13 protein-coding genes are annotated in these 14154 nt (G+C 47.1%); all 13 read left to right on the top strand.

The features are described 5' to 3' along the window. Nucleotides 1–210: 210 nt before the first annotated feature. The 13 genes from sleB (at nt 211) to ABD014_RS13660 (ending at nt 14034) form a co-directional block, all read left to right on the top strand. A complete protein-coding gene (gene sleB / locus ABD014_RS13720) occupies nt 211–1041 on the top strand; it encodes a spore cortex-lytic enzyme (protein ID WP_343861915.1) in 831 nt (276 codons plus the stop codon). 214 nt (nt 1042–1255) lie between these two features. Next, on the top strand, nt 1256–2536 hold the full coding sequence (gene yfmF, locus ABD014_RS13715) for an EF-P 5-aminopentanol modification-associated protein YfmF (RefSeq protein ID WP_343861913.1): 1281 nt from the start codon (nt 1256–1258) through the stop codon (nt 2534–2536). A gap of 3 nt (nt 2537–2539) precedes the next feature. Then, nucleotides 2540–3820 (top strand): EF-P 5-aminopentanol modification-associated protein YfmH, encoded by a 1281-nt coding sequence (gene yfmH, locus ABD014_RS13710; protein ID WP_343861910.1) that lies wholly within the window; start codon nt 2540–2542, stop codon nt 3818–3820. 1 nt (nt 3821) lies between these two features. Then, the gene (gene ymfI / locus ABD014_RS13705; protein WP_343861908.1) at nt 3822–4589 is read left to right on the top strand and encodes an elongation factor P 5-aminopentanone reductase; all 768 of its coding nucleotides are present in this window, start codon (nt 3822–3824) and stop codon (nt 4587–4589) included. Nucleotides 4590–4681: 92 nt separating this feature from the next. Then, nucleotides 4682–4936, top strand: coding sequence for a DUF3243 domain-containing protein (locus tag ABD014_RS13700; RefSeq protein WP_127000282.1), 255 nt, complete (start codon nt 4682–4684; stop codon nt 4934–4936). A 208-nt stretch (nt 4937–5144) separates the two neighbouring features. Then, a complete protein-coding gene (locus ABD014_RS13695; protein ID WP_343861903.1) occupies nt 5145–5909 on the top strand; it encodes a DUF3388 domain-containing protein in 765 nt (254 codons plus the stop codon). Between the two features lie 93 nt (nt 5910–6002). Further along, complete coding sequence (locus ABD014_RS13690) at nt 6003–7013, top strand: RodZ domain-containing protein (RefSeq protein WP_343861901.1); 1011 nt, start codon at nt 6003–6005, stop codon at nt 7011–7013. Between the two features lie 174 nt (nt 7014–7187). Then, nucleotides 7188–7679 (top strand): YajQ family cyclic di-GMP-binding protein, encoded by a 492-nt coding sequence (locus ABD014_RS13685; protein ID WP_343861899.1) that lies wholly within the window; start codon nt 7188–7190, stop codon nt 7677–7679. Between the two features lie 159 nt (nt 7680–7838). Continuing rightward, nucleotides 7839–9170 (top strand): 30S ribosomal protein S12 methylthiotransferase RimO, encoded by a 1332-nt coding sequence (rimO, locus tag ABD014_RS13680; RefSeq protein WP_343862134.1) that lies wholly within the window; start codon nt 7839–7841, stop codon nt 9168–9170. Further along, nucleotides 9167–9754 (top strand): CDP-diacylglycerol--glycerol-3-phosphate 3-phosphatidyltransferase, encoded by a 588-nt coding sequence (pgsA, locus tag ABD014_RS13675; RefSeq protein ID WP_343861897.1) that lies wholly within the window; start codon nt 9167–9169, stop codon nt 9752–9754. Before rimO ends, pgsA begins: the two co-directional genes overlap by 4 nt. Before the next feature lie 137 nt (nt 9755–9891). After that, the gene (locus ABD014_RS13670) at nt 9892–11163 is read left to right on the top strand and encodes a competence/damage-inducible protein A (protein ID WP_343861895.1); all 1272 of its coding nucleotides are present in this window, start codon (nt 9892–9894) and stop codon (nt 11161–11163) included. A gap of 871 nt (nt 11164–12034) precedes the next feature. After that, on the top strand, nt 12035–13096 hold the full coding sequence (gene recA, locus ABD014_RS13665; RefSeq protein WP_285860073.1) for a recombinase RecA: 1062 nt from the start codon (nt 12035–12037) through the stop codon (nt 13094–13096). An 80-nt stretch (nt 13097–13176) separates the two neighbouring features. After that, nucleotides 13177–14034 carry a regulatory protein RecX gene (locus ABD014_RS13660; protein ID WP_343861889.1) on the top strand — a complete coding sequence of 286 codons (858 nt, stop codon included), beginning with the start codon at nt 13177–13179 and terminating at the stop codon, nt 14032–14034. Nucleotides 14035–14154: the final 120 nt, after the last annotated feature.

Here is a 14154-nt window from a genome sequence, read left to right as displayed (position 1 = left end):
TACGCTTGACCCGGCTCAATTCAAGATATCGATGCCGAATAGCTTCTTGATTGACTTTGTGATCAAAAATGGTTTTTTTGAACACTCATAACATAGGTATAAAATCGCATTCGTTGTTGCCTTTTTTGGAGTGCATAGGAAGTGGTCCGGCTTGTCATACTAAAGTCAACCATCCATGTTAATCCACAACAGAAAGGTAGAGCTAAACGAATGATCAAAGCGAAAATATGGTATGCCGCCGGTTTAGTGCTGCTTTTGTTCGGCATCGGGTTCGGGATATATCATGTGATCCAGACCAACGATGTAAAGGCAAATCAAGAGGTTCCCAAGCAGGCTGTACCTGTATTCAGTGAACAGGTTATCGATTATGGCGCATTTGGACAGGATGTGTACGAGCTTCAAGGCCGTCTGGCTTTTTTAGGTTTTTATTACGGGAAGATCGACCATCGTTTTGGACCGAAAACCCGGGATTCTTTAAAATGGTTCCAATCTGAGTTCGGACTCAAGGTGGATGGTTTAGCAGGTCCGAAAACGAAGCTTATGCTATGGAAAGCAACCAAGCAATGGAAGCCGGGTATGGAGTCCAATCAGGAAACGGGCAAGGAAACGGCCAAAACTCCGACGAAGGCACCTGAGAAAGCGAAGACTGAAACTGAGGAGCTATCGCCATCCAATGCGATGGGACTTTCACAAAATGATCTGAACATTATGGCGAATGCTGTCTATGGGGAGTCGCGCGGAGAGCCGTTTGAAGGTCAAGTTGCTGTTGCCGCTGTCATTCTGAATCGGGTCAAATCGCCAAGTTTCCCGAATACCGTCTCAGGGGTTATCTTCCAGCCTGGGGCTTTTACAGCGGTTGCTGACGGGCAAATCTGGCTGACGCCGAACGAGACCGCGAAGAAGGCGGTTCAGCAAGCATTGAATGGTTGGGATCCTTCTGGAGGCTGCCTCTATTATTTCAATCCAGAGACAGCAACTTCTAAATGGATCTGGACCAGACCGCAGGTTAAGACGATTGGAAAGCATATTTTCTGCATGTAAATAGATCTAAATGAAGAGCAGCCGCTTGCTTGATGGGCGGTTGCTTCTTTCCTTTCCAATGGTATAGAATGGAACTAATTTCATTGTTAAATTCGAAGTTGTCCATTTTTGACCCTTAAGTTAAGGGAGTGGAACCAGCATCGAATTTTCATTGCACATGTTTTTTACGCATGCATGATTTGCATTTTAAGTCTTTTGTAAAGGAGTTTTGGTCTTGAACAAGATGATTTTTGAACGGGGCAGCGTGGGTCAAATTCGGATTCATGTGATGCCGACGACCAGATTCAAGACGTTTGCAGTGTCGCTTTATGCAGGTATTCCGCTTGCCAGAGAGACGGTTACTGCGACAGCTCTAACTCCGTTTGTGCTCCGGCGCGGTACCGCTTCGTATCCGGAGACGACCCAGTTCAGAGAGCAGTTGGAGCGCTTGTACGGCGCGGGATTCGGTTTTGATGTCTACAAACGCGGTAATTATCAGATCGTTCAGTTTCGAATGGATACAATAAATGATTCGTTTGTACAGAGCGAGCAGTCGCTCTTGTCTAAGAGTTTTGAATTTCTTGGTGAAGTTGTGACGAAGCCGGTGACCGAGGCGAATGCTTTCCGTTCGTCCTACGTCGCTTCGGAACGCGAGAATGTGCGCAAGAAGCTTGAGGCTATTATTAATGACAAAATGCGTTATGCTGTTGAACGCTGTATTGAGGAAATGTTCCGCAACGATAGCTATCGGCTGCATCCACTCGGCGAGCGCAGTGATCTCGATCAGATTACACCTGAATCGCTGTATAGCGCCTATCAGGAATGGCTGAAGAACGCTAGTCTCGATCTCTATGTTGTTGGGGATACGACACTTGCTGAAGTCGAAGAACTGGTGGCGCGTCACTTCCAATTGAATCGGACTGCTTCTTCAGGTTATGAGCCGGAGCAAGTTAAGCTCTCCAGTGGTGAACCTCGGACAGTTACCGAGAAGCTTGATGTGAACCAGGGTAAGCTTAATCTAGGACTTCGCACGGATATCACCTATGGGGATGAACGATACGCAGCTGCATTGCTATATAACGGAATACTTGGCAGCTACCCGCATTCCAAGCTATTTGTGAATGTACGGGAGAAGGAAAGTCTGGCTTACTATGCAGCTTCGAGATTTGATGGTCACAAAGGAATGATCGGAATTCAATCCGGCATTGAGATTGCTAATTATAAAAAAGCGCTGGATATTATCAAGGCGCAATTAGCCAGCCTAGAGGCAGGCGAGATCAGTGAGATGGAAATGACACAGACCAAGGCAATGATCCGCAACAGTCTGCTGGAAATGCAGGATTCGGCGTTCGAAATGATCGCCTATGATTTCAACCGGATACTATCCGGCAAGGATCGACCGGTAGAGCAATTGTTAAGCGAGGTAGAACAGGTGCAGCCCGCCGATGTTGTTGAGGCAGCCAATACGGTTCGCCTTGATACGATATACTTTTTGACAGGGCAGAAGGAGGGATAACCTGTGGAAGCTATCACTTATGATCGATTGCAGGAGACCTTATATCACGAAACGATGAGCAACGGTTTGCAGGTTTATGTTCTTCCCAAGCCCGGATTCCAAAAGACTTACGCTACTTTCTCCACGAAGTACGGTTCGATCGATAATCATTTCAAGGTAGAAGGCGAGCCAGAAATATCTGTGCCGGATGGCATAGCCCATTTTCTTGAGCATAAAATGTTCGAGGAGCCTGAGGGGGATATTTTCACTAAATTTGCTATGCAAGGGGCTTCAGCTAACGCTTTTACAAGCTTTGATCAGACAGTATATCTGTTCTCGGCTACGGAGAACATTATGGCCAATCTGGAGACGCTTGTGAACTTTGTACAACATCCATATTTCACGGATCAGAATGTAGAGAAGGAAAAAGGAATTATCGGTCAGGAAATCGGTATGTATGGCGATAATCCGGATTGGCGGGTCTACTTCGGTTTAATCGAAGCGATGTATGCGGTTCATCCGGTACGCATCGATATTGCTGGAACTGTAGAATCGATCGCCACGATTACGAAGGAGACATTATACACTTGTTATAATGCCTTCTACCATCCAAGTAATATGCTGCTGTTCGTTGTGGGCGGGGTGGATCCTGAAGCGGTCTTCCAAATGGTTCGAGACAATCAGGCAGCCAAAGATTACAAGCCGCAGGGTGCGATTGAACGTTTGTTTGACCAGGAACCAACTGCTGTATACCAGGCTCGTAAAGTTTCCAAGCTGCCGGTATCGCTACCGAAATGTCTATTCGGCTTCAAGGAGACGCAACTTGGACTATCAGGGGAAGATCTGATACGCCGGGATTTGACTACAAAGCTGGCAATGGATCTGCTGCTTGGATCGAGTACGAAGCTTTATCAGAAGCTGTATGATATGGATTTGATTTCGGACGGATTCTCTTATGAATATAACAGTAATCCGCATTACTCTTTCTCGGCGATTGGCGGGGATACGAAAGATCCTGATCAATTACTGGAAGTCATCAAGAACGAGATTGAGGCAGTCAAGTCAAGCGGATTTCGCGCGGAGGATTTTGAGCGGGCCAAGAACAAGAAGATCGGTGGTTACTTGCGGATGCTTAACTATCCGGAGAATATCGCCCATGAATTTACTAGATATAACTTCCGGGGCGGGGACTTGTTCAGAGTACTGCCGATATATGAATCACTGACGCTAGCTGATGTGAATGGGCGTCTGCGCGAGCATATTGACTGGAATCAATTAGCTGTATCACTAGTGGTGAGCCCGTAATATGACAATACAGCATGGGAGCGAGAAGAACATCGGGGATATGACGGTTCTCGTTACGGGAGCCAGCCGAGGAATAGGAGCGCAAATCGCGCTCCGGTTCGCGGCGGTAGGAATGAATGTAGTGATTCACTATTTGAATTCACATGAAAGAGCCAATGAAGTAGCCAGACAATGTATGGAGATGGGTGCAAAGGTATATACCATCTCTGCAGATTTGCGGAGCAGGGTTGAGATTGAACGGATGAAGGAGAGGCTAGCGGGCTACGGATTGCATCCAGATATACTGGTGAATAATGCGGGAATTTCCCATTACGGACTGCTGACGGATGTCGAGGAGTCTGAATGGGACGAGATTATGGATGTCAATTTGAAGAGTGTCTTTCTGCTAAGCCAGGCCTTTATGCCTTACATGATATCGCAGCGTTTCGGGCGAATTATTAATGTATCATCCGTTTGGGGAATCTCCGGTGGCTCCTGCGAGGTCGTCTATTCCGCAGCCAAAGGCGGCGTTAACGCCTTTACGAAAGCGTTGGCTAAGGAAGTGGCTCCTTCCGGTGTAACCGTAAATGCAGTCGCTCCAGGTGCCGTGAAGACGGATATGATGGACCGCTTCGATGCCGAGGAGCTTAAACAGTTGGAGGAGGATATTCCAGTTGGCAGATTCGCTGCACCGGAGGAGATCTCTTCCCTGGTTTATTTTCTGGCTTTGCCGGAATCAAGCTATATTACAGGTCAGATCATTAGTCCTAACGGGGGCTGGGTTACCTGAATTAGGTTGTGCTGTCTCGTGAATAAATGAGCAGAGAATAACGAATATTACGACTGTTGATTATAATTTACCGACATCAAGGAGGAATTAATTTGTCAACAGTACTCAAAAATTTTGATACATGGAAGAAGTTCCTGGGTGAGCGTGTAAAACATGCGGAGAAGGCAGGCTTTAGCGAAGACGCCATCGCCAATCTTGCTTATGAGATTGGGGGATTCCTGGAGGATAAGGTTGATCCGCAAAATGATTCCAACCGTGCTCTGAAAGAGCTCTGGGATGTTGGGGATGAATCGGAGCGCAAGGCAATCGCTCGTCTGATGGTCAAATTGGCGAAGAAAAACGCATAGACTTGCCTGAAAAGCTCCCAAAATCTGGGGGCTTTTCTCCCATTTTTTACAACTACTTGCCTTTCAAAAATTTTTTCTTTATTATTAGACACGTATTGTTTTATACGATTCGGCGAGCAAGCATCAATTTATGTTCGAAAGGCAGGACATTTGAATGATTTTGTCGAAAAAGAGTAGTCTGTAAGGAATATAAGAAGGTGTATGTTTGATGGGTCAAAGACAGTGGTATTTGGAGTATAGAATACATAAGAACCGCCCGGGCTTGTTAGGTGATATTGCATCGATGCTCGGGATGCTGGAAGTCAATATTTTGACCATTAACGGGGTAGAAGGAGATACGCGCGGACTGCTGCTGGAAAGCGATGAAGATGAGAAGATTGAGCAGATTGGTAAAATGCTGGCCAAAGTGGACAGTATAACCGTAACTGCGCTCCGCAGCCCTCGACTGGTTGATTTGTTAGCGGTTCGACATGGTCGATATATTGAGCGGGACTCAGACGATCTGAAGACATTTCGATTTAGCCGAGATGAATTAGGTCTTTTGGTGGACTTTCTAGGTGAAGTGCTTAAGAAGGATGGCCATCAAATGATTGGTCTCAAAGGAATACCCCGTGTAGGCAAGACGGAATCGATCATTGCTGGAAGCGTCTGCGCAATGAAGCGATGGACATTCGTATCTTCCACACTGCTGCGGCAGACGATACGAACACAGCTCTCTGAAGAGGAAAATAATCCACAGCATGTATTTATTATAGATGGAATTATGAGCACGATGCGATCCAATGAGAAGCACAATCAGCTGATCAAGCAAATTATGGAGATGCCCTCCACGAAGGTGATTGAGCACCCGGATGTATTTATAGAGCATACGGATTATAGTTATGACGATTTTGACATTATTATCGAATTGCGTAACAATCCGGAGGAGAAAATCGTTAAAGATACGTTTGCTACGCAATATCCGGAGAATTAAGTTTTAAGATTAAATGAAGCTCTTGTATTGACAGTGTTATGTCAATTGGTGTGATAGAAGAGGGAGTATAAATAATATCAGGAGGTGATGGTCGTGTCGGATTTGGGACAACAGTTAAAAGAAGCTCGTCTATCCATGGGCCTATCATTGGATGACGTTCAGGAAATAACAAAGATTCGCAAGCGATACTTGGAAGCCATCGAGGCGGGAGACTATAAAGTTTTACCGGGGAGTTTTTATGTCCGGGCATTTATCAAAACATATGCGGAAGCAGTAGGGATTAATGCGGATGAACTTCTGGCCGAACATAAACAGAATGTGCCAGAAGCGGTACCAGACACAACCATGGAACCTGTGCTTCAGAAGCGTCGCAGCAGACAGACCAGTGAACGCAATTCGAAGTGGCTTACGACGGCTTTGATGTGGTCTTTCTTTGCGCTGATTGTGATCGTCATTTATTTATATTTCACCGTATGGAGTCAGTCGAATGAGGCAAAGACCAAAGAGCCTGATTCAACAGCGATTACTAACAATTCGGAAAATCCGCAAAATAATACAAAGCCGAATTCCAATGCAGGAACTGATCAAGATGGCGCGACAAATACGAATGCCGGTACGGATGATCAGACGGGAACTCCTGGTGATGGAAATGCAACGGATACAAATACAACAGGGCCTGATGATACGGATAATACGGCTAACAAAGAAGTTGTCGTAGCTCCTGACGGCAAGGAAGGAAGTACGACGAAGTTCAAGGTACAACCTGTAGGCAGCGAACCGGTGAAAATTGTGATCACAGCAAAAGGCAGCAGCTGGGTTGAAGTACGCAAGGGTGATAAGCGCGGTGAGAAGCTCTACTACCAGACAATGCAAGATGGTGAAGTGCTGAACTATGATCTTGGCGAAGAAGGGATGTTCATCAAGTCTGGGGCCTCCCCGAATACGACGATTACGGTTGGAGGACAAGTCGTTGAAGACGGCAAGAATACTTCGAAAATTCAATTGAATCTGGGCACCGTTGATACTACTTCGGATTCGAATAGTGCAAATACTGGCGCTAATAGTTCCAATGTAGGTAATGACGGAACGGCAGCGGGCCAATAATAAATATAGCAGGTGCAGGCTGAGCGTATGGTTCAGTCGCACCTGTTTTTTATAGTGAATGGGCTTAATACTCGACTTTGCTAAATTTATTACATATAATTAGGAGACATAGGATTATAGTGTGTTCAATGGTAATTTTGCCTGAGCACCCTTTTAGAGAAAGGAATGTGAAAGATGGCTTCAGAAAGCTCTTTTGATATTGTCTCCAAAATGGACATGCAGGAACTATCCAATGCCATTGACCAAACGGAGCGTGAAATTGCGAATCGGTTTGACTTCAAAGGCAGCAAGAGTGAACTTAAGGTAGAGAAGGATGTACTGGTCGTTATTTCCGATGATGAGTACAAGCTCGGTGCAGTCATAGATATTCTGCAATCGAAGATGATCAAGCGCGGATTACCGATCAAGAATCTGGATTATGGCAAGGTCGAGCCGGCATCCCTCGGCACCGTACGTCAACGGATCAAGTTGAAGCAAGGGATCGATCAGGAGAATGCGAAGAAGATTAATGTCTTGATTCGCGACTCGAAGTTGAAAGTAAAAAGCCAAATCCAAGGGGATCAAATTCGCGTAACTGGCAAGAGTAGAGATGATCTGCAGCAAGTGATCCAAATGCTTCGCAAAGCGGATCTTACCGTCGATCTACAGTTTACGAATCTGAAGTAAGTAGAACTATTAGTGTGTCTTCGATAGTTTATGACATGCGGTCTCTCGTAGCGGCCAAGCCGCGACGTGAGACTTTTTCATGTTTTTGACAGCGGTATTCACGAAATATTATACTTATACAGGGTATTATGGCTGTAAAATGGAGGGGCTCATAGCATGATGACTGAAAAAGTGAAGATCGTTACATTAGGCTGCGAGAAAAATATGGTTGACTCCGAGATTATGTCCGGTCTGATTGATCAGCGCGGATATTCGCTTGTAGAGCAGGCAGAGGACGCAACCGTTATTATCGTAAATACTTGCGGATTTATTGATGCCGCCAAAGAGGAGTCAGTGAATACGATTCTCGATTTGGCGGAGCTGAAAGAGACAGGTAAACTGAAGGCGCTTATCGTATCGGGCTGCTTAACTCAGCGCTATAAACAGGCATTGATGGAAGAAATGCCGGAGATTGATGGTATCGTTGGTACTGGCGACTTCTATAACATTAATCAGATCGTTGATGAAGCATTAGGAGGTAAGAAACCGGCATTTGTCGGGAATCCTGTATTTAATTACGAGGAGATTTTGCCCCGTAAGCTATCGACGGAAAAGTATACAACCTATGTGAAGATCGCGGAAGGCTGTGACAATAACTGTACCTTCTGCAGCATTCCAATTATGCGGGGAGCATTCCGCAGCCGCTCTATTGAGTCTATTATTGCGGAAGTTACCGGGCTTGCGGCTCAAGGAGTGAAGGAGATCAGCTTGATCGCCCAAGATACAACGAATTATGGAACGGATCTATACGATGGAGAGTATAAGCTGGCGGAGCTGATCAATAAGGTCAGTGAGGTTCCGGGTATCGAATGGGTCAGACTGCATTATGCGTATCCGGGCTTCTTCACGGATGAACTGATCGAGACGATGGCTTCTAACCCAAAGGTCTGCAAATATATCGACATGCCACTGCAGCATAGTGAGGATGCGGTATTGAAACGTATGCGGAGACCGGGCAGAAATCGTGATACACGTGAGCTTATTGCCAAGATCCGCTCGCGGATCCCGGGCGTGGCACTGCGTACTTCATTGATCGTAGGCTTCCCAGGGGAGACGGAAGAAGATTTTGAACGGTTATGCGATTTTGTTAGAGAGATTAAATTTGATCGCCTAGGCGTCTTTACTTACTCCAAGGAGGACGATACTCCTGCTTCGCGTCTACCGAACCAAATCGACGAGGAAGTTAAGGAGTGGCGGGCGAATACGCTTATGGAAATTCAGCGTCAGGTGTCCAACGAGAACAACGGAAAATATGTTGGACAGGTGCTGGACGTATTGATCGAGAGCTATGACGGACGCAGTGACGTGTTTGTCGGCCGATCACAGTATGACGCACCGGAAATTGACGGAGATGTCTATGTCTCGAATTGCAAAGTCGAAATTGGTGAGATTATTCCAGTACGGATTACTCATGCATATGAATATGATATGTCCGGGGAGGGTGTACTTTGAATCTGCCCAATCGTATCACTTTAGCCCGTATTTTCATGATTCCGCTGATGTTGGTGTTCTTGCTGTTCGATTTTGAGTGGTGGTCTCATGAATTGACTCTGGGGAGCTATTCACTGTCTGTGAATCATCTGATTGCTGCAGTGCTGTTCATTATTGCCGCGAGCACAGATGGTATTGATGGACATATTGCCCGTAAACGCAATCTCGTCACGAATCTTGGCAAGCTGCTTGATCCTCTTGCTGACAAGCTGCTTGTAGCGGCTGCGTTAATATCGCTCGTAGCCCTCGATAAGGTGAACGGATGGGTGGTCGTCATTATTATCAGTCGTGAGTTCGCAGTCACGGGTTTGCGGGAGATCGCCTTGCTAGAAGGCTCGGTGATTGCTGCCAGCAACTGGGGCAAAGCGAAGACAATTACGCAGATTATTGCAATCTCTGCCTTGCTGCTCAACAATTTCCCGTTCGAATGGATCGGATTTCCGTTTGCGGACATTATGATTTGGCTTGCAACGATCATTACCGTGTATTCCGGAATTGATTATTTCGTCAAGAACAAGCATGTGCTGAACTTCTCCAAAATGTGATCGTTAATGGAAATTTGCTGGGGGTTATATTACCTCTTATCCAATTGGAGAAAGATACAACATCGAGAACGTAGCCTAATTATAGCTATGTGTTCAAGTACTCTTTGAACAATCTCTAAAAGGGAGAAATGACTTGAATGAAAGCGGAAATTGTTGCCGTAGGAACGGAACTGTTGCTGGGACAAATCGTCAATTCCAACGCCCAATATTTATCTCAGGAGCTGGCTTCGCTAGGGATTGATGTCTATTTCCAGACCGTAGTGGGCGATAATACATCCCGGCTTAAGCAAGCAATTCAGCTGGCCGCAGGGCGGGCGGACGTATTGATCTTTACTGGGGGCCTCGGTCCCACTCAGGATGATCTAACGAAAGATGTAGTGGCCGAAGTGCTGGACAGATCATTACATATCGACCGGATGGCAATGGATAATATAGAACGGTTCTTCAAGGACCGGAACGTGCCGATGACAGAAAATAATCGTAGGCAGGCGCTGTCTATAGACGGGGCAACTCCGCTGGCCAATGAAACGGGTCTTGCTGTAGGAAATGCCATTGCTGAGGGCGGAAAATTTTATATTTTACTGCCTGGACCGCCTAACGAGATGAAGCCGATGTTCGAGCAACAGGCTAAGCCCTGGATTATGCAGCATGTGCTGACGAATGAATCTCCGATCTATTCGCGGATGCTCAAATTCGCGGGTATTGGTGAGTCGGCGTTAGAGACGAAGCTGCTTGATCTGATCGAGAGTCAGACCGATCCTACAATAGCTCCTTATGCCAAGGAGAGCGAGGTTACGATTCGCATCTCGACGAAGGCGGACAGTCAGAGTGCGGCTTCGAGCAAACTGGATGTGATGGAGGAACAGATCGCATCTCGCTTGCCGGAGCATTTCTATGCGAATGAGGATGTGCCGATAGAGAAGACCATCATCGATATGATGACGGAGCAGGGCCTTACGGTCAGTTGTGCGGAGAGCTGTACAGGGGGCATGCTGATGCAGACGTTCACGACGGTCCCTGGCAGCGCCACCGTCTTCCTCGGGGGGATCGTATGTTACTCCAATGCAATGAAGGAGAAGCTGCTTAACGTACCCCATGATCTGCTAGAGGGCGAAAACGCACCCGGAGCCGTTAGCGCTGAGACAGCGAAGGTACTGGCTGAACAGGTGCGAATGATCGTGGATACCGATTTTGGCCTGGCCGTTACCGGTGTAGCTGGCCCTGCCTATTCCGAGCGCAAACCGGTAGGTCTGGTCTATATCGCGATTTCTCGCCGCGACGGCGATACCGAGGTGCACGAACTGCATCTAAAAGGCAACCGCAACACCATCCGCCTGCGCTCCACCAAGACTGTTCTCTACCATCTCTGGAAGCAGCTTAAGCGGAATGAGTATCAAGCTGGCAAATAAACATTGCCCGCATCCTATATATTGGATATAATCGAATTACGGAAGAACCGTAGCCAAACTTGCTTCAAGTTGTCGCTACGGTTCTTTTTTTGCGTGATATTCGGGAGAGAGGAGGTTTTGGATAACTGCTGGGATGATTAGAGAACGAAAGCCTCTGCATATTTGCATCTTTTTTTATGTCTGGACAGCTACCGAAAGTATTTTAGAGTCTCAGAGTACCGCACCCGCCTGAAGTGAGCGATTCCCGAAGGGAGAGCGCCCTTAGCAGTACAATGGAAGTACCGCAAACTGCCGAAGTAGAGCGATTCCCGAAGGGAGAGCGCCCTTAGTAGTACAATGGAAGTACCGCATACCGCCCGAGTAGAGCGATTCCCATAGGGAGAGCGCCATTAGCACTCTAACATAGCACCCAAGAGCAGGAGCACAAAAAGTAAAGCGTGCCCGAAGGGAGGAAAGCGCTGATCGCAGGCAGCATCCCCGGGCGCGCCGAAAGCAGCAGAAATCCCCACCATGTTTCCCGGTAACCAAGGAGATCCAAAAGTAAGACGTACCCGAAGGGGGAAAAGCGTGCCACGTGCCAAAGTAGAGCTCTCCCCAACGGGGAGAGCGGCTAGGGAGCGCCTGTTCCCCATCCACTCGTTAGTCTAGTTTGCAGGAGTCCAGAGGGCGGCATGCCCTTTGGAGCCCTCCCTTATGGTAAGGGAGGGTTTGGGTGGGTTGAGATACCGAATGTATGTTCGAAAAAATGCTTGGCAAACGTTTCAAAACAAGGTACAATTGTTGTATAAAAGAAATCGATTTTCTTATTTAACTAATTTGCTTTCAATCAAATTTGTGTAAATTTCTAATCAATGAGAAGGATGTGAGCTGATTGTCAGACCGCCGTGCTGCGCTGGAAATGGCGCTTCGTCAAATAGAAAAACAATTCGGAAAAGGTTCGATCATGAAGTTGGGAGAATCCACACATATGCAGGTGGAAATTGTACCCAGCGGATCGATAGCATTGGATATTGCACTTGGAACCGGGGGGCTTCCTCGGGGAAGAATTATTGAAGTATATGGACCGGAATCTTCCGGTAAGACGACCGTAGCTTTGCATGCAATTGCCGAAGTTCAGAAGGTTGGTGGACAAGCTGCATTTATCGATGCGGAACATGCGCTTGACCCTTCTTATGCGAGCAAGCTAGGTGTAAATATTGATGAGTTGCTGTTGTCTCAGCCGGACACAGGCGAGCAGGCGCTGGAAATCGCCGAAGCGCTTGTTCGTAGCGGCGCGGTAGACATCATAGTTATAGACTCTGTAGCAGCATTGGTACCTAAGGCTGAGATCGAAGGCGAGATGGGCGACTCTCATGTCGGTTTGCAGGCTCGTCTGATGTCCCAGGCACTGCGTAAATTGTCGGGGGCAATCAGCAAATCCAAGACAATTGCCATCTTTATTAACCAGCTTCGCGAGAAGGTAGGCGTGATGTTCGGTAATCCGGAGACGACTCCAGGTGGACGAGCACTCAAGTTCTACTCGACAATTCGGCTTGATGTTCGCCGGGTAGAGACGATCAAGATGGGCAATGATATGGTCGGTAACCGGACTCGGATTAAAGTTGTGAAGAATAAGGTGGCTCCGCCGTTCAAACAGGCTGAGATTGATATTATGTATGGTGAAGGGATCTCCAAGGAAGGCAGCATTATCGATATCGGCGTTGAGCAGGATATTGTTGATAAGAGCGGCGCTTGGTACTCTTTCGCTGGCGAGCGTCTTGGTCAGGGACGTGAGAATGCGAAGCAGTATTTGAAAGAGCATCCGGAAATTTCGAATACGATTGAGCAGAAGATCCGTGAGAACAGCAACCTGACGACTTCAGTTGCGCCATCGTCTGCAAGCGAGCAGGAAGAAGAAGCTAAAGAAGAGCAGGCACTTTTCGAAGAAGAATAATAATGATTTGGGAGCGCTCTGCCGCCAGTAATAACTGGTTCGGACAGGGCGCTCTTGTCTAATAAAGGAGCGTAAACCTGGTGGAGCAACGATTTGGGAAGCATAGATCCAAAGCGTATACAGGAGCGGGCAAGGATAGTGAGGAGAACGAAATTATCGACATTTCTGACCCCGGCTCATGGGAGAATCGCCGTTCATATAAGGATGAAGAACAGGAACGGGGAGCATCAAGCCTAGTTGAAGCAGAGGGCAATGATCTGTCTGTTTTCCCTGAGGGTGAAGAGCTGACCATTACATCGGTGCAGTTGCTGAAATCGCCAAAGTTCAGATATCGTATTTACTTCGGCCCTTTCCAGGTGGAAGTGCATGAAGATGTTATGGTCAAGTATCGCATGATGAAGGGCACCGTATTTACCAAACATGAATTGGAAGAGATTGTTATTGCCGACGAACGGCAGCGGGGATATGGAGAAGCATTGAAGTATCTCAGCCGTAAACCGCGGACTTCCTTTGAAATCGAAACTCGACTTAAGGAGAAGGGATGGAGCGAGGAGACGATTAGTGAAGTAATCGAGCGGTTGATCCAGGAGCGTTGGATTAATGACGCCGCATACGCCCAGGAATGGGCGGGACAACGTCTTCGAAGTCGTGGGAAGGGTAAGGCATGGATCAGATATGAACTGCGTCAGAAGGGCATTTCTAAGCCTTTGATTGAAGAGGCACTAGGGCAGGTCAGTGAAGACGATGAGTATGACAGCGCCATGCAGCTCGCGCAGCGTAAATGGCGGACTGTATCCGGAGAGACGGCGGACAAGAAGCGTAAGATAGGCGCATTCTTGATGCGGAGAGGCTTTTCCGGCCAGCTCGCTGGTAAGGTACTCCGTGAGCTGATTCAAAAAGATGGTATAGAAGACAGGGATGAGTGGGAAGACTTATAGATTCATAGCGGTATAGAGAGACACAGATTGTACAATCATGTCCTTTGCTTGACAATTTCTTTCATTAAATAATAAAATGGTCATGAATCTATATCATGTCGATCCTTATTCCTTCCAAAT

The organism is Paenibacillus motobuensis, from assembly GCF_039521865.1.
Classification (GTDB): domain Bacteria; phylum Bacillota; class Bacilli; order Paenibacillales; family Paenibacillaceae; genus Fontibacillus; species Fontibacillus motobuensis.
Note: the sequence above shows the minus strand (reverse complement) of the source record. Positions and strands in the feature narration are given on the sequence as shown.

What these genes read in the sequence shown, in the direction of transcription:
- sleB (WP_343861915.1), top strand. Translation starts at nt 211, where the DNA reads ATGATCAAAGCGAAAATATGGTATGCCGCCGGTTTAGTGCTGCTTTTG.
- ymfI (WP_343861908.1), top strand. Translation starts at nt 3,822, where the DNA reads ATGACAATACAGCATGGGAGCGAGAAGAACATCGGGGATATGACGGTT.
- ABD014_RS13695 (WP_343861903.1), top strand. Translation starts at nt 5,145, where the DNA reads ATGGGTCAAAGACAGTGGTATTTGGAGTATAGAATACATAAGAACCGC.
- ABD014_RS13685 (WP_343861899.1), top strand. Translation starts at nt 7,188, where the DNA reads ATGGCTTCAGAAAGCTCTTTTGATATTGTCTCCAAAATGGACATGCAG.
- rimO (WP_343862134.1), top strand. Translation starts at nt 7,839, where the DNA reads ATGACTGAAAAAGTGAAGATCGTTACATTAGGCTGCGAGAAAAATATG.
- ABD014_RS13670 (WP_343861895.1), top strand. Translation starts at nt 9,892, where the DNA reads ATGAAAGCGGAAATTGTTGCCGTAGGAACGGAACTGTTGCTGGGACAA.